Below are 19,662 nucleotides of genomic sequence, written 5' to 3' on the forward strand. Positions count from 1 at the left end.
TGCGAAAGAACGCCCGTAGACGCAATTTCCGCTCGCACAACGCACAAGCAAATACAAGCACGAAGCGCAAGCGAGTGAATAAGCGACTAGCTGACGCGGGGCCAATTTAATCGCAAGCGTGACGGTCCTGAATACTCGCTCGCGCTCTTAATCCTAATCGACAGGCCGGTCCTGAATACTCGCTTGCGCTTCGTGCTCGTATTCGACAAGTCTATTCACCACGTTCGGACGCATCCGGCCCTGCAGTCGATTTACAACTGCGATTTCACTTTGGCGAAACAGTCGATTGCGAATTGCAGATCGGCCTCTGTATGTGCGGCCGAAATCTGTGTTCGGATCCTTGCCTTGCCTTGAGGGACGACCGGGTAGGAAAACCCGATCACGTAAACCCCTTCGGCTAACATGGCATCGGCAAATCGTGCGGCCAGGGCGGCGTCCCCTAACATCACTGGGACGATTGGATGTTCGCCGGGAAGCAGGTCGAAGCCAAGTTTCGACATTCCGGCTCGGAAAAATTTGGTGTTCGATTCCAGTTTGTCTCGGAGGTCGGTCGAATGGCTGATCAAATCAAGGGCTTTGATCGACGCGGCCACGATCGGCGGCGCGACGGAATTAGAGAACAGGTAGGGACGCGAACGCTGACGGAGGATATCGATAATCTCCTTCTTCCCGCTCGTGTAACCACCGCTGGCGCCTCCCAAGGCTTTGCCCAACGTACCGGTCAAAATATCGACCCGGTCCATGACATTGTGGTGCTCATGAGTCCCTTTGCCATGTTTCCCCATGAAGCCTACAGAGTGGGAATCGTCCACCATCACCAGGGCATCGTATTTCTCGGCAAGGTCACAGATTCCTGGCAGATTCGCGATGAAGCCATCCATCGAGAACACACCGTCGGTCGCGATCAAACGGTTTCGCGCCCCGGATGCCTCTTTCAGTTTCTGTTCCAAGTCTTCCAGATTGTTGTTGCGATAGCGATACCGCTGCGCTTTGCATAATCGGATACCATCGATGATGGAGGCGTGGTTTAGCTCGTCGGAGATCACCGCGTCTTCTGCGGTCAGCAAGGTTTCGAACAACCCGCCATTCGCGTCAAAGCACGAGGTGTAAAGGATCGTATCTTCGGTGCCGAGGAACTCGCTTAGGCGTTCTTCCAGTTGCCGGTGAACGGCCTGCGTTCCACAGATGAAGCGAACCGAGGCGAGCCCATATCCCCAGTCTCGGAGGCCTTGGTGAGCGGCTTCGATGATCTCGGGATGTTGAGCTAGGCCGAGATAGTTGTTGGCACACAGGTTGAGGACTTCTCTGCCTTCGTCGACACGAATGTGTGCGGCTTGGGGGGATTCAATGATCCGTTCGGTCTTGAAAGTGCCAGCATCCCGAATGGTCGCCACTTGGTCGACCAATTGTTTTTGAAACGAATCGTTCATCGATTCTACCTCGACTGGAGTTACGTCAGCTCCAGTTTAGGATCACTTTTCCCGACTGGCCCGACATCATGACTTGAAAACCTGCTTCGAAATCCCCCGCGTCGAAACGATGGGTGATCACCGGGGCCAGATCGAGGCCGCCTTGAAGCATCACAGTCATTTTGTACCAAGTCTCGTACATTTCGCGACCGTAGATACCTTTGATGGTCAGCATATTAAAGACGACCAAGTTCCAGTCGATTGCCATCGGAGCGGAGGGGATCCCCAGCATCGCAATTTTGCCGCCATGGCACATGTTGGTAATCATGTCGTTAAAAGCACTGGGGTTGCCCGACATTTCCAGGCCCACGTCAAACCCTTCTCGCATCCCGAGTTCTTTTTGAACATCCGCCAGCGATTCGCTGCGGACGTCGACGATTCGGGTTGCCCCAAGCTTGGAAGCTAGGTTCAAACGCCAGGGGTTCACGTCCGTGACGACCACCGCTCGAGCTCCCGCATGGCGGACGACTGCCGCTGCGATACAGCCGATCGGTCCCGCCCCGGTGATCAGGACATCTTCACCCAGCAGATCAAACGAGAGGGCCGTATGCACGGCGTTTCCGAAAGGATCGAAGATCGCCGCGACGTCTCGATCGACTTTCGGATCATGGTGCCAAACGTTGGTCATCGGCAGCGAAATGAATTCCGCAAACGCACCCGGACGATTGACCCCAATCCCCGCGGTATCGGCACACAGGTGCCGTCTTCCTGCCAAGCAGTTCCGGCAGCGTCCACAGACGACGTGCCCTTCGCCGCTGACCAATTCGCCGGGATGGAAATCGGTCACATTGGATCCGACTTCGACGATGGTTCCTACGAATTCGTGGCCCACGACCATTGGAACGGGGACCGTTTTGGCAGCCCAGTCGTCCCATTGATAGATATGGACGTCGGTTCCGCAGATTCCCGTTCGCTCTACTTTGATCAAAACGTCATTGATGCCAACTTCCGGTTCGGGGACGTCCTCCATCCACAAACCGGGTTCAGCGCGTTTCTTAATCAGGGCCTTCATTCGGCTTGCCTATTCCTTCTTTGCGTCTTGATCAACCACGATCATCGGAGGAAGCTCTTCGCCTTTAGGGACGAAGGTCATCGAAATCGAATTGACGCAGTGACGGGTGTTTTTTTCCGTGTAGCGTTCGCCAAGGAAGACATGTCCTAGGTGACCGTTGCAGTTTTCGCAAACGATCTCGGTTCTTCTTCCATCAGCGTCCGGCAGTTGGCGAACGGCGCCTTCGATTTCGTCATCAAAGCTGGGCCAGCCACAATGACTTTCGAATTTGTCTGTGCTGTGATACAGCGGTGCGTTGCAGCGGCGGCAGACGTAGGTTCCCGCTTCTTTCAGGTTCGTGTATTCGCCGATTCCAGGGCGTTCGGTCCCTTTCTTCAGCAGCACAAACGCTTCTTGTGGGGTTAGCGGGTTGTACTCTTTGGCAACGATTTTTTTGTTCATGATCTTATGGGCGTGTTTGGGTTCTGAATCAAGCACCATGATTTCCACTTTGCGAAAGTCGCAAGGATGGCTTTCGGATTGCAGTGAAATGGTTCCCCCAGAGAGCATCAGCCCGCCTGCAGCGGTTGCCAGTTCTTTTGCATGGGCGTCACGCGGGTCGTATTGCGGTTTGTTGTATTCCAGGACAGGTTTGCCATTCAGGATGTGAGTGATCACCTCATTGCCGCGAACTTCGATCTCGGCGGTGACCCACTGTTCGCCGTGGTAGGTTTTTGATTTCGAGCTGGTGCAATGTGCCTGGATCAGTTTTCCATCCATTTCGACATTGGTGCCCGGCGTGCAGAGGTTGCTTGTGGTCCGGTACCGCGTGCCGTCGCCACCGAGCAATTGAACCTCGATCGAAGCGGGGAAGTCTTGATCAACCGCCATCGTGTCAGGGGATTCGCCATGAATCATCACGCCACTGTTTCGGAGTGCCCAACCAGGACCGCCGGGGCACTGATCGCCGACAAAGCGGTACTCAACGCGAAAACGGTAATGCGAATAAGGCGTTTCGTAGAACAGGTGCCCGAAGGTTTCGTCGAATTGGTCGTAGCCATCGTAGCGGACCTTCAGCAAGCCATCTTCCACTCGGAAAGTATTGGCGAAGTTCTCGCCCGTTTTGTGGAAGCGAATTTTCGGAGTCCAGCCGGTGAGGTCTTTCCCGTTGAAGAGAGAAACCCACTCCCCTGAAGCTTTCTCTTTAGAATCACTTGCGGAAGTATCGGCCGCTGAAAGTGTCGCAGGAGGCTGTGCGTTGCAGGCGGTGACAAATAGGAACACCCCTGCGGCAGCACAGCAAACGATGGATCGCAACATCAAAACACCTTTCCTAAAAGTAATGCGTTCGGCGATGGCCATTATTGTTCCGGGCGAAGTGCCGGAAACAGGATGACATCACGAATCGATTTCTGGTTTGTAAGTAGCATGACCAGCCGGTCAATCCCAATCCCCAGGCCGCCAGCCGGCGGCATCCCATGGCGTAGGGCACGAATGAAGTCATGGTCCATGTGGGCCATCGAATCTTCCTCGTCCATTCCTGCCAACTGAGTCTTAAACAGCTGTTCCTGCAAATCAGGATCATTTAGTTCAGTATAAGCGTTGGCTAACTCCATGCCCGAAATAAATAGCTCAAATCGTTCGGCGATATCGGGATGGCCTTTTTTTCGCTTGGTCAGCGGGCAAATGCTGGCCGGGTAGTCGATTACGAAGATCGGCCCTTCTAAGGCATCTTCGACTTTCTCTTCGAAAACCTCGTTTTTGATCACGTCGGGGTGTTTTCCCTCGGTCTCAAAACCTAGTTTTCTAGCCAAATCAGCGACCGCTCCCTCGTCGGCAGGGTCGACGCCGGCATGTTCCTGGAACAGATCGGCATAACTACGACGCTCGAATGGAGGAGTGAAATCAAGGACTTTGTCGCCGAACGGCCGCTTGAGTTCCCCATCGAGAGTCTCGATGGCGTTGCAGATCACTTGCTCGGTCAGGTCCATCATGGAACCGTAATCACCATACGCCTGATAGACTTCCAACATCGTGAATTCAGGGTTGTGGCGGACGCTGATCCCTTCGTTGCGGTAGACACGTCCCAGTTCGTAAACCCGTTCGATCCCGCCAACCATCAGCCGCTTTAGGTGCAGCTCCAGCGCGATACGCATGAACAATTTCATGTCCAGGGCGTTGTGATGCGTCATGAATGGTCGAGCTGCCGCACCGCCGGCGATGCTATGGAGCGTCGGTCCTTCGACTTCGCAAAAGCGTTGATCGTCGAGGGTTTGACGAATCGATTTGACGATCCGCGTCCGGTCAAGGAAGGTTTCCATGACCCCCTCATTGAACGCCAGGTCGGCATATCGCATCCGTTGTTTGCGATCCGGATCGTTCAGGCCGGCATGCTTGTCTGGTGGTGGATCCAGCATTTTTGCTTGGAAATGAAGCGATTCGGCGAAGACCGTTAGTTCGCCGGTGTTCGTTCTTCCCAGCCGTCCGTCGACGCCGACCAAGTCCCCAAGGTCAAACAGTTTGGCAAGTTCAAAGTTCTCTTCGCCGACCTGTTTCTTGCCGATGAAAATCTGGATGTCGCCAGTCCAGTCTTTGATGTTCATGAAGACTAGCTTGCCGGTGGGACGGCTGAGCATGATACGTCCGGCGACGCGAACCTTGGGTCCGATCTCTTCGCCGGGGCCGTTGTCGGCTTTCCACTGGCGGTAGTCAACTTCGCCCGAATCAAAATCGGGGAGCGCTATTTCCTTTCCGTCGGCGTTACGGAAGAGGACTTCGCCAGAGCGGTTCTGAACGTCTCCGATGAATAGTCGATCGTCAAATCGCCCCCCCCAAGGGTCGATTCCTAGTTCGGTGATACGTCGCAGTTTCGACCGGCGTGCGACACGGGGGTCCGACAAGTCTTCTGCGGATTCTTCTTCGGGTCGGTCCTGAGGTGCCACGAGCTGACTCTTCGTCCAAAAAGGGAAGGGAGGGGTCGGCGATCGTTCGCCTACCTTGAGGGGGTCGATTGTAAAGCGAAATATCGAATCGCCTACCCTCGTACCGAGCAAAACGTGCGGTCCGGCACCCGCCGGCGGTTGATAAAAGGGGAGATGGGGGGGATTGGAGCCATCGTGGCGAGCAGTCTAGGTCGCGTTTGCTTTTCGTTGGTCTAGCGCGCAGAAAGTCGAACCCCTTGTTAACGGGCAGTCGATTTAGGGATTGTCGCTTTTCGTTCCGCGAAAGAACGTTTACAGGACAGCATGCTTTCGCGGAACGAAAGACGACAAACGACATTCTTTCTCCGCTTCCGGTAAGAGCGACAGCCCGCTACAGGTGGAGGGCTTGGACATTTCGTTGGTCTAGGTTTAGCAGTTGCAGAGTCTTTTCGGTGGCTCCCAGATGCTGTTGGACCACTTTTTTCGCGGCATTCCCCATACGGGTCGCGGTTTCGGGATCGGTTGCCATTCGCTGGATAAAATTGACCAACGCTTCTTCGTCTTGAACCACTTCGGCTCCTTTGCCGCTCAGTAAGTGAGAGACGATGTCACGAAAGTTTTTGGTGTTGGGACCGAAACAGACGGCCGCTCCGTAGCCAGCAGGTTCCAGCATGTTCTGCCCACCTCGGTTACCGAAACTGCCTCCGACAAACGCAATATCTGCGGTCGCCCACCAGTCTTTCAGTTCGCCGATGGTGTCGACCAAGAAGACCTGATCCGATTTTAGTTCCTCGGCAATGGGGTGGGCTTGGCTTCTTCGTCGGCATTGCAGTCCCGCATTTTGGATCGCTCGTTCCGTGTTGTCAAAATTCTCGGGGTGGCGGGGAACGATCAGCAATCTTAGTTCGGGAAGGTTCGCTTGCAGTCGTTTGAAGGCGCGCAGGATGATCGCTTCCTCTCCGCCCTGCAAACTGCCGGCAACCCAAACCTGGTGAGACGTTTTCAGCCCAGCCATTTCGATGCATCGTTTTGCCGCCGCGGTCTCTCGGTCGGTCGGAGCGTCGTCGAATTTGATCGACCCGGTGACGACAACCGATTCCGGAGCGGTGCCAAGTTCTCGAAAGCGTTCCGCGTAGGCATCGTCTTGGCAGGCGACCATCGTAAGGCGGCGAAAGGTGGGCTGGACCCACCGCAGGAATCGACGGTATCCGCGGAAACTGTTCCGGCTTAGCCGCCCATTGATTACCACCACCGGAATGTGGTTGGGGGGAGAGGTTGCGATCGCGATCAGGTTTGGCCAGATTTCTAGTTCCGCCAGGACCAGTTTGGAAGGATTCACTTCGCGGATCGCACGACGGACCGCCCAGGTGAAGTCGAGCGGGCAGTAGAAGACGCGGTCTTTACCGAAATGTTGCTTAGCGAGTTCAAATCCGGTCGCGGTGGTCGAACTGACAACAATTGGCAGGTCGGGGTGGCGTGCTTCGATTTTCTGAACCAATCCACGCAGTAGATTGATTTCGCCGACGCTTACTGCGTGCAGCCACAATCGACGCCGTTCACTGGGAGGAAGGCCGGTCGCTCCCCAAAGTTTGGCGGGCCAGCCGTGTCGGTATTTTCCGTACCGGCAGACGCGATAGAGCAGCAGCGGTGAAACCGCTATTAGCAGCATGCTGTACAGAATGTTTAGCAGCATCGAAGCTCTTTCACGTCCGTGTGGACCTCATCTTTAGGCCGCCATTCCATGGGAATGAGGAAACCCGCCGCATGCACCGAGCGGTCGGTTTAGTGTTTGTCGCCGTTCGCTCGGGACGTGCGAAAGAACGCCCTCTTGCAGCTACTTTCGCGGAGCGAAAGGCTACAAAATTACGCTGCTTCTGGTTCAAGCGGCTGTCGTTTACGCGTTGGGTATTCCGGGAATACCCGGCGTGCCGGCTAGACCATCTTTCGCATGCAGCAGGCTTTGTACTTTTTCCCGCTACCGCATGGGCATGGGTCGTTGCGTCCGACTCGAGGTTCCGTGTTGCGGACCGGATCCGGTTTGCGAGGGGTGTCCCCGCTATTGTCCGCGGCCTGCTGCTGCGTCTGTTCTTTTTCGGACAGATTCGCCGTCGTGACTTCGGGTTGGTGTGCGTTCGCATTCACCCACGTGCTTCGAATGAAGTCTTCATTGAAGGATTCCATGCGGAAGATCAGGTCGGTGGTTCGTTCACCGATCGAACTCCACATGTCTTCAAACATCCGCATCCCTTCGCGTTTGTACTCGACCTTGGGGTCCAGTTGGGCGTAGCTTTTCAGCTGCACGCTGCTTCGCAGATGGTCCATCGCCAGTAGGTGATCTTTCCAGGCTCCGTCAACCATGGACAGCAGAACCTGCCGTTCCATTTTTCGCATTTCGGGATAGAAGCGATCATCGACGGCACCCTCGGCTGCCAGCAACAGGGCTTGCTTGTTCATCCGGCCAAGATCTTCTGGCGGAGGATTGAAATTCAATTCTTTGGCAAGCCATTCGCCAAGTTCACGAAGTTTCTGATCCCCGGCGGCAAGGACCGCGTTGGTATCTTCGTCGGCATCGCCAAACAGGGCTTCGATCTTTCCGCGAGCTTCTTCGTATTTGGCCTGCGATTCCTTGTTGTCCTGCATACTGTGAACCATTAACTGGTTCTTCAGGTTCTCGCGGTTCATCTCCAGATCGTTGACGTCGACATCGACGCCGAAGCGTCCTTTGATCCAGGCGACCAATTTCTCGCGGTCAAGGATGACCGAGTTTCCTTCTTTGTAGGTAAACGTCGAGAGCCCGGTCAGGATGGGGTATTCAGCCTCTTTGGTGGCGTAGGCTTTCTCCGCGCGTTCGAACAGCAGTTGTTGAACGTCGGAAAGTTCTTCAATCCCTTTCAGTTCATCCGGAGTCGCTTCGATCCCGAATTTGAAGCGGATCCAACTGCAAAGCTGTCGCAGTCCAAAATCGCTTTCCAGGAACGGTTCGCCTTCGCTTAGGTCAACCTTGGCAATCGCTTCGTAGGCGTTCTGGACCAGTTGATCGACCAGGTCAGGACGCTCCATATTCTTTAGATCGTGATCGCGATAATTGGTGCCGAACCGTTTGTTCGCCCAGGTCGCCAACGCTTGCCAGTTCCATTCGGATTCTTGCATTTCACGAGGCAGGTTTTCTTCCAATGCCTCGTTGATCGCCGCTTCCGCTGCGCGTTCGGCCTGTTCCCGGCTGTATTGATCCGCCGTTTGTGGATCGAGCCCGCGGAAGTCCTTGGGTTCCAACACACAGTTCAGTTGAGCTCCTGCCCAGTTGGCGTAGGAGGTTGAACCGTAATCTTCGTCCAGGATTTCATCGACGTGCTTTTCGATCTGTTGCCGAATTTGTGCGAGCAGCATTTTGCGGCAGCTGTGGCCATCCAGGATGTTCTGGCGATAGCCGTAGACCCGCTTGCGCTGCTCGTCCATGACTTCGTCATATTCCAGCAGGCTTTTTCGAATCTCAAAGTTCCGTTCTTCGACCTTCTTCTGAGCCGCTTCGATTCGGCGAGTCACCAATTTGGATTCGATCGCTTCGCCTTCGTCGATGCCCAGGCGTTCGAACACGCTTTTGACAAAGTCACCGGCGAAGATTCGCATCAAATCGTCTTCCAACGACAGATAGAATCGGCTGGAACCAGGGTCCCCTTGGCGTCCGCAACGACCGCGAAGCTGGAGGTCGATTCGGCGGGAGTCATGCCGCTCGGTTCCCATCACCGACAGGCCACCGATGTTACGAACAATTTCCCCTTCAGGAGACATGTTTTCGCGGGCATCGATCTCTTCGACCAATTGCTTCCATTCTTCGTCCGGAACCTCTAGTCGCGTCGGATACTTGTGCTGGAGTTGCGACCAGGCCATCGTTTCGGGATTCCCACCCAAAATAATGTCGGTACCACGACCGGCCATGTTCGTAGCGATCGTGACAGCTCCTAAGCGTCCAGCCTGAGCCACAATTTCGGCTTCACGGCCGTGTTGTTTAGCGTTCAGGACCTGATGCTTGATTCCACGCTGCTCGAGCAGGTGGCTTAGTTTTTCACTTTTTTCGATCGAGACGGTACCGACCAGGACTGGTCGTTTGGCGTGTTCGATGGAAACCACTTTCGATCGATCGATTTGCTCTTTGGTCTTTTTTCCCTTAGGCAAAATCGAGATTTGGTTGTCATCTTCGGAATCGATTTCACCCCAGATTTCGTTGCCGTCTTTCAGCACCAGAACGTCCCACTTGCTGGTCCGTTCGATGTCTTCGGCAAGCGCTTTGAACTTATCCTTTTCGGTCATGTAAATGACGTCGGGGTGTTCGATCCGTTCAAGAGGGCGGTGAGGTGGGATGGCGACAACGTCCAGCCCATAAATTTTCCAGAACTCGTTTGCCTCGGTCATCGCCGTTCCGGTCATTCCGGACAGTTTGCGATAGAGCTTGAAGAAGTTCTGCAGCGTGACGGTGGCGAAGGTTTGTGTTTCCTGCTTGATCGGCACCCCTTCTTTGGCTTCGACCGCTTGGTGCAGTCCATCGGACCACTGGCGACCTTCCATCAAGCGTCCGGTGAATTCGTCGACGATGATGATCTGTTTATCTTTGACGACATAATTGACGTCCAGTTTGTACAGATACCGAGCCTTGAGGGCGTTGTCGATCAGATGCGGCCACTGCATGTTGCCAGCGGTGTAGAAACTTTCTACGCCGGCCAGTTTTTCCGCTTCGCGAATCCCTTCGTCGGTCAGGGTCACATTGTGCTGTTTTTCGTCGACGGCAAAGTGTTCTTCTTTGCGCAATTGCTGTGCGACGCGATCGGCTTCGGCATATTTTGCCAAGTCTTGGTCGGCAGGGCCGCTGATGATCAGCGGGGTTCTCGCTTCGTCGATCAGAATATTATCGACTTCGTCAATAATGGCGTAGTTCAGCGGCCCTTGGCTCTGCTGATGTTCGACCGGGAATCGACTATCGTTACGAGCCGCCGGACGCATGTTGTCCCGCAGGTAATCGAATCCGAATTCGTTGTTGGTCCCGTAGGTGATATCGCAGGAGTAGGCCTCTTGCTTCTCGGTGATGCTCATCCCGCTTTGGATGTTCCCGACCGTCAGGCCCAGGTTCATATACAGCGGTGCCATCCACTCCATGTCACGTCTAGCCAAGTAGTCATTGACCGTGATGACGTGAACCCCTTTGGCCTCCAGAGCGTTCAGGTAAGCGGGCAGGGTGGCGACCAGGGTTTTACCTTCCCCGGTAATCATTTCTCCGATCCCACCACCATGCAGTACCATGCCGCCGATCAGTTGGACGTCGTAATGACGCATGGAAAGGAAGCGTTTGCCCCCTTCGCGGCAAACCGCAAAGGCATCCTCTAGCAAGTCGTCAAGCGTTTCCCCGTCGCGAAGTCGTTGCCGAAAACGCTCGGTTTGTTCACGAAGCTGCTCATCGGTAAAGGCCGCATATTTGTCTTCCAACGCGTTGATACGTTCAACTTGTTCGGAATAACGATTGATTTGACGAGCATTACTCGAACCAAAAATGGCGGTAATCCCTCGCTCCACCGATCCAAGCAGGCCCCCAAAGACCACGCCGAGGATCTCCCAGATTCGTTCCAGTGCACTCATCGATCACACCTGTTGTGCCTTTACCAACGGACGCCGATATAAAATTACCGACAAAGAACGCTGGGGCGTTGCCAGCATGAAATCCACGTGGTGAGGGGACTTCCCTCTGGCCACCTAGGCTTCCTTGCGCAACGAAAAGGCAGAGATTTGCTACGGATTCTTACTCTTCCACGCCGCCTTCAACGACAGTTGAAGGCTGTTACCAATGCGCGAGATAATTCCATCGTTAAAGTTACGCCTTTGGGCAAAGTGGGTCAACCGTGATCCGTCCGTGTCCCGTAAAACAAGGGGGAATCGGCTGCGAAACCAATGAAACCCTAGTTCCGCACCAGGCTTCTAACGCGGAATTGCAAAAATGGCGTGCGATAGGTGATTTGGGTGGACTGTCAGGTTTTAGGGTTGGCTGCCGTTCCGTATTCTCAAATGGTTGTGATGCGAAGCCGGTTCCACCAACATCGCCAAGAACGCTCGTCTAGCGGAAACATTCGAGTTTCGGTTAAATCTGTAGTGCTCGCGAGAGCTAACATGGGGGCAGGGGCCGTTGCCGAGGGAGGCTTTGCGTTGCGGTTGGTGATGGCAAATGATCATTCAAAGTGATGTCCTTTTTCGTTAGAGAATCCCATGCCCGAAAGCTGCCCGTCTCCGTCTGGATCGACCGCTCAGCCACTCTGGCGGTTTTTCGTGGTGTTAGCGATCATCGCTTTTGTGTTCTTCATGCTAGGGCGAATGACCGCCCCTTCGGTGGTTCCTTCGCCGGTCGCCCCGACTCCGATTCTGGGTAGCGCTGGGGATGATTCGGGAACGTTGGTGGGTCGTTCACGTTCCGCCACTCTGGAGGAAGTTCTGCAGATGGCACGTCGTGGCTTGGTGGAACTTGAACAGAATGTGGACGACTACACCGCCACGATGGTTAAGCAAGAAAGGATCGGCGATCGGTTGCATCCCGAGCAAACGATTGAACTAAAACTGCAAACCCGGCGTATAGAGGGAGGTGAGGTCACACGACCTATGCGGGTTTACCTCCATTTCCTTTTGCCGGCCGAGAGCCAGGGGCAGGAGGTTATCTGGGTGGAAGATGAAAACGACGGAAAACTGGTGGCCCATAAAGGGGGGCGCTGGAATCTTCTCCGAGCTTGGTTGAAACCTGACAGTTTCCTGGCGATGTCCGGGAACCGCTATCCGATCACTCAGATCGGAATGACGAATCTTATCAAAAAACTTATCGAACGAGGCGAACACGATCTCAAGACCGCTACGGCGACCGTCACGATTGCGGACGGTCATCGGGTGGGAGATCGCGAGTGCCAACTAATCCGCGTGCGACACGCTGAACCGAATGGCGATCCGGATGATTTTTCGCTTGCTGAAATAGCGATTGATTCCGAACGCCTGCTGCCGCTTCGCTATACCGCATTTGGCTGGCCCTCTGCGGAAGAGGGGGGCGATCCGCCTTTGCTTGAATCTTATACCTATTTAGATGTCCGTGTTAACGAAGGTCTGACCGAAAGCGATTTCGATCCGGACAATCCAGCTTACGACTTTCCATAAATCTAACGTGCCTATTGACCATATAAGCCGACCGCAAGGGAGCACTGCGAATAGGAGTGGGTTCTCGTTGCGGAATGCGATGCTCCAGCCGTTGCCGATGGTGGCGTCGGTGTGCGTGTTGCTGAGCCTGGTTTTTGCGGTTTGGGTAGGAAGTCTGGTAAAACGCTCTTCGTATCGCAATTCTGAAGTTGCGATGAGCGCGATCCGTGATGCTAGTGCGGGCGCGGTCGAAATCTGGTTGGAGGAAGAGCAGGCGATTGCGAGGGCGATGGCCAAAGAATTGGAAACGCATACGTCTGTGTTGGCCCATCTGAGCCAACCCTCTGCAGCGGGGCGTGTCTTGTTGGAGGCGAATTCGGCGACGGAACGACTGAATGAGATGCATTCGTCGCTCCCCTCGGCGTCACAGCATTTGGGGTGGTTCGTTCTGGATCGGAGCGAGCTAGTCGTTTTTTCTTCGGAGGAAACTGACGCCGGAGTTTCGGTTCAGTTGTCCGATTTTGCCTGGAAGAATGCGAATGAGCGGCATACAGGTGTGTCGCTTCCATTTTCGCTTCCGTGGACGTGTGGTGAGGAGTCGTCGGGGGTAATCATTCGGCAGGGGGACGCGGTGATGGCCGCGACCGCTCCGCTTCAAGCCGAAGGTCGGGTCGTAGGGTTGCTGGCGTTGGTGTTTGATCCATGTGCCCGCTTCAGTGAGGTGCTGGCTATTTCTCAGGCAGGCCAGACGGGCGAAACGTTTGCTTTCGATCGACAGGGAGTGTTGATTTCCAGAGTGCGTAATACTCAGCAGTTGCGAGAAGCGGGGCTGCTGCCGCATGACGCAAACGTTCGCTGTGCATTGAACGTGACGCTTGCGGATCCTGGGGTGAATTTGGTTAAGGGGGGGCAAGCCGCGCTGCCGCGAAATCAACAGTCGCTAACCAAAATGGCCGAAAGTGCGACGCGTGGCGGGACCGGGGCCGACGGCATGGGGTATCACGACTACCGCGGTGTTTCGGTGGTTGGTGCTTGGACCTGGTTGGAGAAATTCCAGTTCGGCATCGCCACAAAAATGGACGTTGAGGAAGCCCATAAACCACTCCGGCAATTGAATCTTGCCTTCCTTTCTTTGGTCGGGCTGTTGGCGACCGTAGGCGGCGGCTTTCTGGGGCTGACGCTCTTCAATTATCATTTGCAGCAGAAGGCTGATGCCGCGGCCCATCGCCTGCGCCGGCTTGGAAATTATGAACTGTTGGAAGAGATCGGTACCGGTGGGATGGGGACCGTCTACCGGGGACGCCATCAGTTGCTTCGCCGCCCCGTTGCGGTGAAGGTTTTAGAGGCGAGTGGAGCGGACCCAAAATCGATTCGGCGTTTTGAGCGGGAAGTTCAAAGAACGAGTGAATTGAAGCATCCGAATACGATTCAGGTTTACGACTACGGGCATACCGCGGATTCCACATTCTTTTACGTGATGGAGTTGGTGGAGGGGGTGGATTTGACGCAGTTGGTCGAAACCTTCGGCCCCCAGTCGCCCGGGCGGGTGATATCGATCCTAAAGCAGGTGTGTGGTTCGTTGGCGGAGGCTCATGACCATGGACTGGTGCACCGGGATATCAAACCAGGGAACCTGTTGTTGTCCGCTCCTGCGGGGATATTCGATTTTCTGAAAGTGGTTGATTTTGGGCTTGTTAAGGAAACGCTTCCGGTCAGCTCCCATGCGGTGACTCGTGTCGAATCCCTGACGGGGACTCCGCTATACATGTCGCCCGAAGCGATTCGGGACGCCTCCGGCGTGGATGGGCGATCGGACATCTATTCGCTTGGCGCGGTCGGGTATTACCTGTTGACCGGTAGCCCGCTGTTTGACGCAAAGGTTGCTGTCGATATCTGCATGCTGCAAGTGGGGAGCGATCCGATGTTGCCCAGCGAACGGCTTGGGAAACCACTTCCTGCTGATTTAGAGCGGTTGCTGATGAAATGCTTGGAAAAGAAGATGGCGGATCGGCCGCAGACCATTCGGGAGGTCGTCGCCCAGTTGACTGCGTGCGAATCCGCTTCGTCATGGACCGATGCCGAGGCCGCTGAATGGTGGGTGAACGTTTACGACGAAGGGTTAGTTCATCGTGGTCCCGTCGCCTCATTGCTTTCCCGTGGAGGATCGAAGTCGATCTTGGTTCCTGGTAAAAGTAATGCCGCCAACGGTTAGTGGAACTGTCGAGGGAACCGTCGGTCTGCGTTTTAATCGCTGCGCTGAAGAATCGTCGTGAGATAGTTGCGCTGGCTCGGCTTCGCGAAAATAGCGAAACGCAGGATGGCGTTGAGCTCCGTGCGACTGTTCGGACGCTGAGAGCCGTTCCGCCCTGCATCGCAGCCTGTCTGAAATTTTCGCTTCGCGCGGGACGTAAAATCTATAAATGAAGGCGTTGCAGTCGTTGACAAGTCTACATGGGGCCGAGTGAACACGTAGCCCGGAGGGCGGCGGATGCTTGCCGGCGGCGTCAGTCCAATGTCATCTACTTTCTTAGCGGAACGGCGCGAGCCGTCCGGCAATCGTATTGAAAACACAATGAATTTGCCGGTCGGCTTGCGCCGATCCGCTAGGAAAACCGCCCGCAGATGCCAGAGTAGATGGCATTGGGCGTCAGCCGCCGGAGTGGGTATCGCGAAAAGGAAAGCCCAGCGGGCGACAGAACCACGCTTGTCTGTCGCCCGCTGGGCTTTGATGCGCACGCTAGGTTTCCGTTGGCGTAAGTCAACGGAAAGTATCTGCCGCCTGCTGGGCTAAAAGCACTGCACTTAGACTCGGATGGGTAGGGTTAAAACCGTCACCTACAAATTTCACGTCCCTCGAGCCGAAAGCGGTCGTCCGCAATGCTTTCGGTTCGGAGAACCGAGCGACATTGAATGTTCCGCTACGATTGAAATCCCGCAGTAATAAAATCCACGTCGCTTGCTAAGCGATTGGGCTGAGACCTAGTTCGGTGCGACAGGCGTCCAGGATATCTTTCGTTCGGCTGGCGCCGCAGCGAGTGACGCCCAGGTCGCGGACCGCTTTTAAGCCTTCGAAATCACGGATGCCTCCTGCTGCCTTGACTTGAACGTTTGCGTTGGCGTGGGTGCGCATCAGTTTTAGGTCCTCAAGGGTCGCCCCTCCGGTTCCGAAGCCTGTCGATGTTTTTACCCAGTCGACGTTCAGGTCGTTGCAGATTTCGCAAAGGCGAATTTTCTGTGCATCATCAAGGTAGCAGTTTTCGAAAATGATTTTCACGGCTTGGCCCGCGTCGTGGGCGATCTTGGTAACCGCTTCGATTTCTGCCGAGACGAATTCCCAATCCCCACTTAAAACCTTCGAAATATTGACGACGAAGTCAAGTTCTTCGCATCCGTCAGAGATCGCTTGTTCGGCTTCACGCTGTTTGACTTGCGTGGTTTGGACTCCATGCGGAAATCCGATCGTGGTAGACGCTTTGACGGTGCTGCCCGCCAATCGTTCCGCGCAACGTTTTAAGTAGTAAGGCATGATGCACACACTTGCCACGTCGTACTCAAGGGCGAGTGAAATCCCCGCTTCCAATTGGTCGACTGTCATCGTTGGTTGCAGCAACGAGTGGTCGATCATCTTTGCAAAATCTTGGTAGCGGTTGGTCATGGGGAACCCTTGTGAAACGCGAGGCAGAAACGTGGTCGCCAATCGTATCATGATGGTCCGCACGGAGCGATTGGGTGGCCCGGGCGGGCAATGCCTAGGAGGGCTTGCGGTTCCAGCCACCGTTCACTTCGACGATTTGGCCGGTGATGAATCCTGAGTTGGCGCTGCACAGGTGGACTGCCATCGCGGCAACATCTTCCGGGGTTCCCCAGCGGTGCATCAGCGATTGCTGTTGGGCTCGGCGTTGCCAGCCGGAATCCGCGTTGTCGCCCCAAGCGGTTTGGATCCATCCAGGTGCCACGCAGTTGACACGGATCTCGGGTGCGAGCGTTTGCGCCAATGATCGACTGAAGGCCATGATCGCCGCTTTGGTGGGGCCGAACATTTGCCCGGCGTCTCCTTCCATTCCGGCGGTCGCTTGGTCCCATCCGGTGAAGAGCATGCTGGGGATCACGGGTGTTTTGGGTTGAGCGAGCATTCGGTCGGCAACTTCTCTCGCCAGCAAGATCGTCGCATGGACGTCGACTTGCCAGAGCCGTTGCAGTTTCGTTTCGAAAGGCTCCTTTTTGGCGTCGCCCGTCAAAACATCGACTCCCGCGTTGTGGAACCAAGCGCTGATTGTTGGCGAGAATTTCCAGGCGGCATCCGCTAGTCGCTGGTGGGCGTCTGGTTCCGCTAGATCGATCGCGATCGACTGGGCGGTCGCTCCGGTTTGTTCGAGGGCCGCAACGGTTTCGGCTGCCCCTTGGTGGTTCCTGCGGTAGTGGATCAGGATGTCGGTGAATCCCGACAGGGCGGCGTGAAGGGCAATCGCTCTGCCGATACCGCTGGATCCACCGGTGATCACGCAAGCGGAGTAAGTGTCTGTTGGTTCCGCTGGCTCCAGCGTGGAGGCGGGGTTATTTTCCTTGGTTGACATACAGGACAACGTTCCTTGTTGCGCGGCCGCCTGCGATGATGTCCAGTTTGCCGTCGCCCGTTACGTCGGCGACGACCAAGTCTTCGCAGGCGACTTGGGAACCGATTCGGTGTTCGGTCCAGGTTCCGTCAGGCTGGTGGTCAAACATGACGATTCCGACCTGCGGATTGGGTTCGCGGTAGCCGACGATAATTTCGTCACTTTTGTCGCCATCGATGTCGGCGACCGCTAGGGCGTGCCCACCGCGAAGCTGGTCGGTTAAGACGGTTCTTTTGGGGGAAGCCGCAGCGAAGAAGTCCCCCAGTTCGTAGACGACGGCGTCGGTGCCGTGCATCGGTTCGATGGTGGCAGCGAAGCGCTGTCCATTGCTGAGCATTCCGGTTTTGATTTCCCCAACGCCCTGTTTGTCGGGCGTGTCGCCAGTGGCTCCGGGCAGCAGAGGGACCAGGCGGAATTTGCTGGGGTTACGGTGGTCAGGAATGATAGCCGAAAGGCCTTCTTGGCTGGCGGCTAGGGTGATCTTCGTCGATTCGTCGTCGTCTGTTTCTAAGCCAATGGCCTCGGGGGCGACGCAAAGGTGGTTGTGGATCCTGTTTAGGCTCTCGTTGATGACCGTCGAGTGCCAGCGGTCGTGCTTGGGGTCTTTGGGGATCGAAAACGCCAGCAGTCGGGCCCCATCGCGGATGGTCGCGTTTAGGGGAGAGACCACCAGTTGTGGTTCGTCGGTGCCTAGCACGTTCGCCCATCGCATGCGGTGGGTCCAGCCTTCGCTGGAGATCGGGTGGACATTCCAGGGCTGTTCGATCGATTTGCCTGGGGAAAGCCACTGGATCGTCCCTCCGCCTTTGGGCCAGCCGGCTCCTAGGGCAAGGTCGATCCGTCCATTGCGATCGATATCGAAGGGGGCGATGCAGACGTTATCGGGAATCGTGGCGTCTGCCAGCAGGATTCGTTTTCGCCATCGAGGTGCCTGATACCACAGGACGGCATGCTCAGTCACGGCGACGACGTCTTGGAGCCCATCGTTATCGATGTCTGCAGCGGTCACCGCATAAACGACCCGTCCCGGGGCATGGTCAAGGACAATGGGTTCAAAAGAGACCGATTGTCCTGGTGCGACCGGAACAAAGAAAGCGGCCCAGAGAAGGCCGCTGCCAATAATCGTTTTTAACATGGAGGCTCGACTTTGTGCAGCGAGCTCACGTCAAAGTTAAACGCCCGAGATCGATTCGATACGAACTCGAGTGTGCAACTGACGATGGCCGGTGCGTTTTTTGGAGTGTTTACGACGACGGAATTTCTGGATGTGGATTTTTTCGCCTTGTTTCGGGCCCAGGACCGATGCCGTGACGGTAGCGCCACCGACGGTTGGAGTTCCCAGAGTCAGGCCAGATTCGCCGGAAACGGCCAATACGGTCGTGAATTCCAGGTTTTCGCCGTGAGCAATGTCGCGATAGTCGACATCCACTTCTTGTCCCGGCTGGACCTTATACTGACGTCCGCCGTCAACGATAATCGCGTACATAGAAATAACTGCGTGCTAAGTGAAATTCTAAGGGAAGCGTAAAGCCCGAACTTGGTGCCGGGGAACGTAGCCCGGTAATATAGTCTGCGGGTCGGTAAAAACTCAAGCCGTCCTTTGAGAAATGGAATTCGCTTTCTTCGATGTTTTCTCTTTGATTCAAAATGTTTTTAGATGGCGCGGTGCCATTTGTTTGCGGTTTTGCTTTCCTTTTCTCCTTTTGATGGACCTCCCACAGCATGATTGTCATCGGGATCGTTGGGCCCCCGGCGGGTGGAAAATCCACCGTTGCGAGGCAGTTAGTGGAGATGGGAGCGGTTTGGCTGGATGCGGACCGCCTTGCCCATCAGGTCCTTAACCAAGAAAGTGTCATTGAGGCTTTGGTGGGGTACTTCGGGTTAGAGGTTCTGGAAGAGGGGAAAATCAACCGCAAGTGGCTCGCGACACAGGTCTTCGGGGATGACTTGGAAAGCCGACAGCGGTTACAATGGCTGGAGGCCGTGGTTCACCCACCTACCCGCCTTCTTCTGCAACAGAAGCTTATCGAGGCGACCAAAAATGGAGTTCCTGCGGCGGTCCTGGACGTTCCTTTGCTATTTGAATCTAACTGGGATGTTTATTGCGACCAGATTTGGTGTTTAGTCACCCCGCTACAGAAACGTCAGTCATGGCTGCACGAACGCGGTTGGACTGTCGAAGAATTAAAAAAACGAGAGGCTCGGCAATTGCCGATCTCCGAGAAAAAAAGACTCAGCACCCATATTTTACAAAACAACGGAAGTTCGGAAGAATTGCGTTCCCAGGTAGCGAAATTGGCTGCCAAGATTGGGCTGCCCGTACCGAATTCCAAAAAACCTAACTTTTCTTCAGAATCTTCCTTTGATGCTTACTCACCTATCGATCGGTCTCCAGTCACTCCGACTGATCGAAATGAACACTGCTGGGGGAAACGTGTCGTTCCTCCTGGTTCCCACCCTGTCGAATGATCTGCCCTAATTTCTAGGGACGATCACCTTTTCAATTCTCTGCCTGC

General features: G+C 55.2%; 15 protein-coding genes. 3 read left to right on the top strand and 12 right to left on the bottom strand.

Features of this window, described 5'->3' with window-relative positions; translation table 11 throughout:
* Positions 1-251: 251 nt before the first annotated feature.
* The 6 genes from FF011L_RS09795 to secA all read right to left on the bottom strand — a co-directional run bounded on the left by FF011L_RS09795 (position 252) and on the right by secA (position 11,006).
* A complete protein-coding gene (locus FF011L_RS09795; RefSeq protein ID WP_145351508.1) occupies positions 252-1,430 on the bottom strand; it encodes a glycine C-acetyltransferase in 1,179 nt (392 codons plus the stop codon).
* Between the two features lie 25 nt (positions 1,431-1,455).
* Complete coding sequence (gene tdh, locus FF011L_RS09800) at positions 1,456-2,481, bottom strand: L-threonine 3-dehydrogenase (RefSeq protein ID WP_145351509.1); 1,026 nt, start codon at positions 2,479-2,481, stop codon at positions 1,456-1,458.
* 9 nt (positions 2,482-2,490) lie between these two features.
* Positions 2,491-3,780: a methionine-R-sulfoxide reductase gene (locus FF011L_RS26800; RefSeq protein WP_145351510.1), complete on the bottom strand. Its 1,290-nt coding sequence runs from the start codon at positions 3,778-3,780 to the stop codon at positions 2,491-2,493.
* A gap of 41 nt (positions 3,781-3,821) precedes the next feature.
* Positions 3,822-5,402: a lysine--tRNA ligase gene (gene lysS, locus FF011L_RS09810; protein ID WP_145351511.1), complete on the bottom strand. Its 1,581-nt coding sequence runs from the start codon at positions 5,400-5,402 to the stop codon at positions 3,822-3,824.
* Positions 5,403-5,772: 370 nt separating this feature from the next.
* The gene (locus FF011L_RS09815; protein WP_145351512.1) at positions 5,773-7,074 is read right to left on the bottom strand and encodes a 3-deoxy-D-manno-octulosonic acid transferase; all 1,302 of its coding nucleotides are present in this window, start codon (positions 7,072-7,074) and stop codon (positions 5,773-5,775) included.
* A 239-nt stretch (positions 7,075-7,313) separates the two neighbouring features.
* A complete protein-coding gene (gene secA / locus FF011L_RS09820; protein ID WP_145351513.1) occupies positions 7,314-11,006 on the bottom strand; it encodes a preprotein translocase subunit SecA in 3,693 nt (1,230 codons plus the stop codon).
* A gap of 621 nt (positions 11,007-11,627) precedes the next feature.
* Between secA and FF011L_RS09825 the strand changes: the two genes are divergently transcribed.
* Complete coding sequence (locus tag FF011L_RS09825; RefSeq protein WP_145351514.1) at positions 11,628-12,554, top strand: DUF1571 domain-containing protein; 927 nt, start codon at positions 11,628-11,630, stop codon at positions 12,552-12,554.
* 79 nt (positions 12,555-12,633) lie between these two features.
* A complete protein-coding gene (locus tag FF011L_RS09830; RefSeq protein ID WP_145351515.1) occupies positions 12,634-14,745 on the top strand; it encodes a serine/threonine protein kinase in 2,112 nt (703 codons plus the stop codon).
* Between the two features lie 32 nt (positions 14,746-14,777).
* Here FF011L_RS09830 and FF011L_RS09835 read toward each other — a convergent pair whose 3' ends face one another.
* The 6 genes from FF011L_RS09835 to FF011L_RS26250 form a co-directional block, all read right to left on the bottom strand.
* A complete protein-coding gene (locus FF011L_RS09835; RefSeq protein WP_145351516.1) occupies positions 14,778-15,269 on the bottom strand; it encodes a hypothetical protein in 492 nt (163 codons plus the stop codon).
* Between the two features lie 223 nt (positions 15,270-15,492).
* Entirely contained in the window at positions 15,493-16,188 is a 696-nt protein-coding gene (gene deoC, locus FF011L_RS09840; RefSeq protein ID WP_145351517.1) for a deoxyribose-phosphate aldolase, read from the bottom strand.
* 94 nt (positions 16,189-16,282) lie between these two features.
* Positions 16,283-17,107: an SDR family NAD(P)-dependent oxidoreductase gene (locus FF011L_RS09845; protein ID WP_145351518.1), complete on the bottom strand. Its 825-nt coding sequence runs from the start codon at positions 17,105-17,107 to the stop codon at positions 16,283-16,285.
* Positions 17,088-18,281 (bottom strand): FG-GAP repeat domain-containing protein, encoded by a 1,194-nt coding sequence (locus tag FF011L_RS09850; RefSeq protein WP_145351519.1) that lies wholly within the window; start codon positions 18,279-18,281, stop codon positions 17,088-17,090. Before FF011L_RS09850 ends, FF011L_RS09845 begins: the two co-directional genes overlap by 20 nt.
* 36 nt (positions 18,282-18,317) lie before the next feature.
* Positions 18,318-18,632 (bottom strand): 50S ribosomal protein L21, encoded by a 315-nt coding sequence (rplU, locus tag FF011L_RS09855; RefSeq protein ID WP_145351520.1) that lies wholly within the window; start codon positions 18,630-18,632, stop codon positions 18,318-18,320.
* Entirely contained in the window at positions 18,613-18,879 is a 267-nt protein-coding gene (locus FF011L_RS26250) for a hypothetical protein (protein WP_218933114.1), read from the bottom strand. The genes rplU and FF011L_RS26250 overlap by 20 nt, the downstream gene beginning before the upstream one ends.
* Between FF011L_RS26250 and coaE the strand changes: the two genes are divergently transcribed.
* Positions 18,869-19,615 carry a dephospho-CoA kinase gene (gene coaE / locus FF011L_RS09860; protein ID WP_145351521.1) on the top strand — a complete coding sequence of 249 codons (747 nt, stop codon included), beginning with the start codon at positions 18,869-18,871 and terminating at the stop codon, positions 19,613-19,615. The genes FF011L_RS26250 and coaE overlap by 11 nt on opposite strands.
* Positions 19,616-19,662: the final 47 nt, after the last annotated feature.

This window comes from Roseimaritima multifibrata, from assembly GCF_007741495.1.
GTDB classification, from domain to species: Bacteria; Planctomycetota; Planctomycetia; order Pirellulales; family Pirellulaceae; genus Roseimaritima; species Roseimaritima multifibrata.

Excerpts from the sequence above, each read along its gene's own strand:
- tdh (WP_145351509.1), bottom strand. The coding sequence starts at position 2,481 with ATGAAGGCCCTGATTAAGAAACGCGCTGAACCCGGTTTGTGGATGGAG.
- FF011L_RS09825 (WP_145351514.1), top strand. The coding sequence starts at position 11,628 with ATGCCCGAAAGCTGCCCGTCTCCGTCTGGATCGACCGCTCAGCCACTC.
- FF011L_RS09830 (WP_145351515.1), top strand. The coding sequence starts at position 12,634 with ATGCTCCAGCCGTTGCCGATGGTGGCGTCGGTGTGCGTGTTGCTGAGC.
- FF011L_RS26800 (WP_145351510.1), bottom strand. The coding sequence starts at position 3,780 with ATGTTGCGATCCATCGTTTGCTGTGCTGCCGCAGGGGTGTTCCTATTT.
- FF011L_RS09845 (WP_145351518.1), bottom strand. The coding sequence starts at position 17,107 with ATGTCAACCAAGGAAAATAACCCCGCCTCCACGCTGGAGCCAGCGGAA.
- FF011L_RS26250 (WP_218933114.1), bottom strand. The coding sequence starts at position 18,879 with ATGACAATCATGCTGTGGGAGGTCCATCAAAAGGAGAAAAGGAAAGCA.
- coaE (WP_145351521.1), top strand. The coding sequence starts at position 18,869 with ATGATTGTCATCGGGATCGTTGGGCCCCCGGCGGGTGGAAAATCCACC.
- FF011L_RS09850 (WP_145351519.1), bottom strand. The coding sequence starts at position 18,281 with ATGTTAAAAACGATTATTGGCAGCGGCCTTCTCTGGGCCGCTTTCTTT.
- rplU (WP_145351520.1), bottom strand. The coding sequence starts at position 18,632 with ATGTACGCGATTATCGTTGACGGCGGACGTCAGTATAAGGTCCAGCCG.
- secA (WP_145351513.1), bottom strand. The coding sequence starts at position 11,006 with ATGAGTGCACTGGAACGAATCTGGGAGATCCTCGGCGTGGTCTTTGGG.
- FF011L_RS09815 (WP_145351512.1), bottom strand. The coding sequence starts at position 7,074 with ATGCTGCTAAACATTCTGTACAGCATGCTGCTAATAGCGGTTTCACCG.
- FF011L_RS09795 (WP_145351508.1), bottom strand. The coding sequence starts at position 1,430 with ATGAACGATTCGTTTCAAAAACAATTGGTCGACCAAGTGGCGACCATT.
- deoC (WP_145351517.1), bottom strand. The coding sequence starts at position 16,188 with ATGACCAACCGCTACCAAGATTTTGCAAAGATGATCGACCACTCGTTG.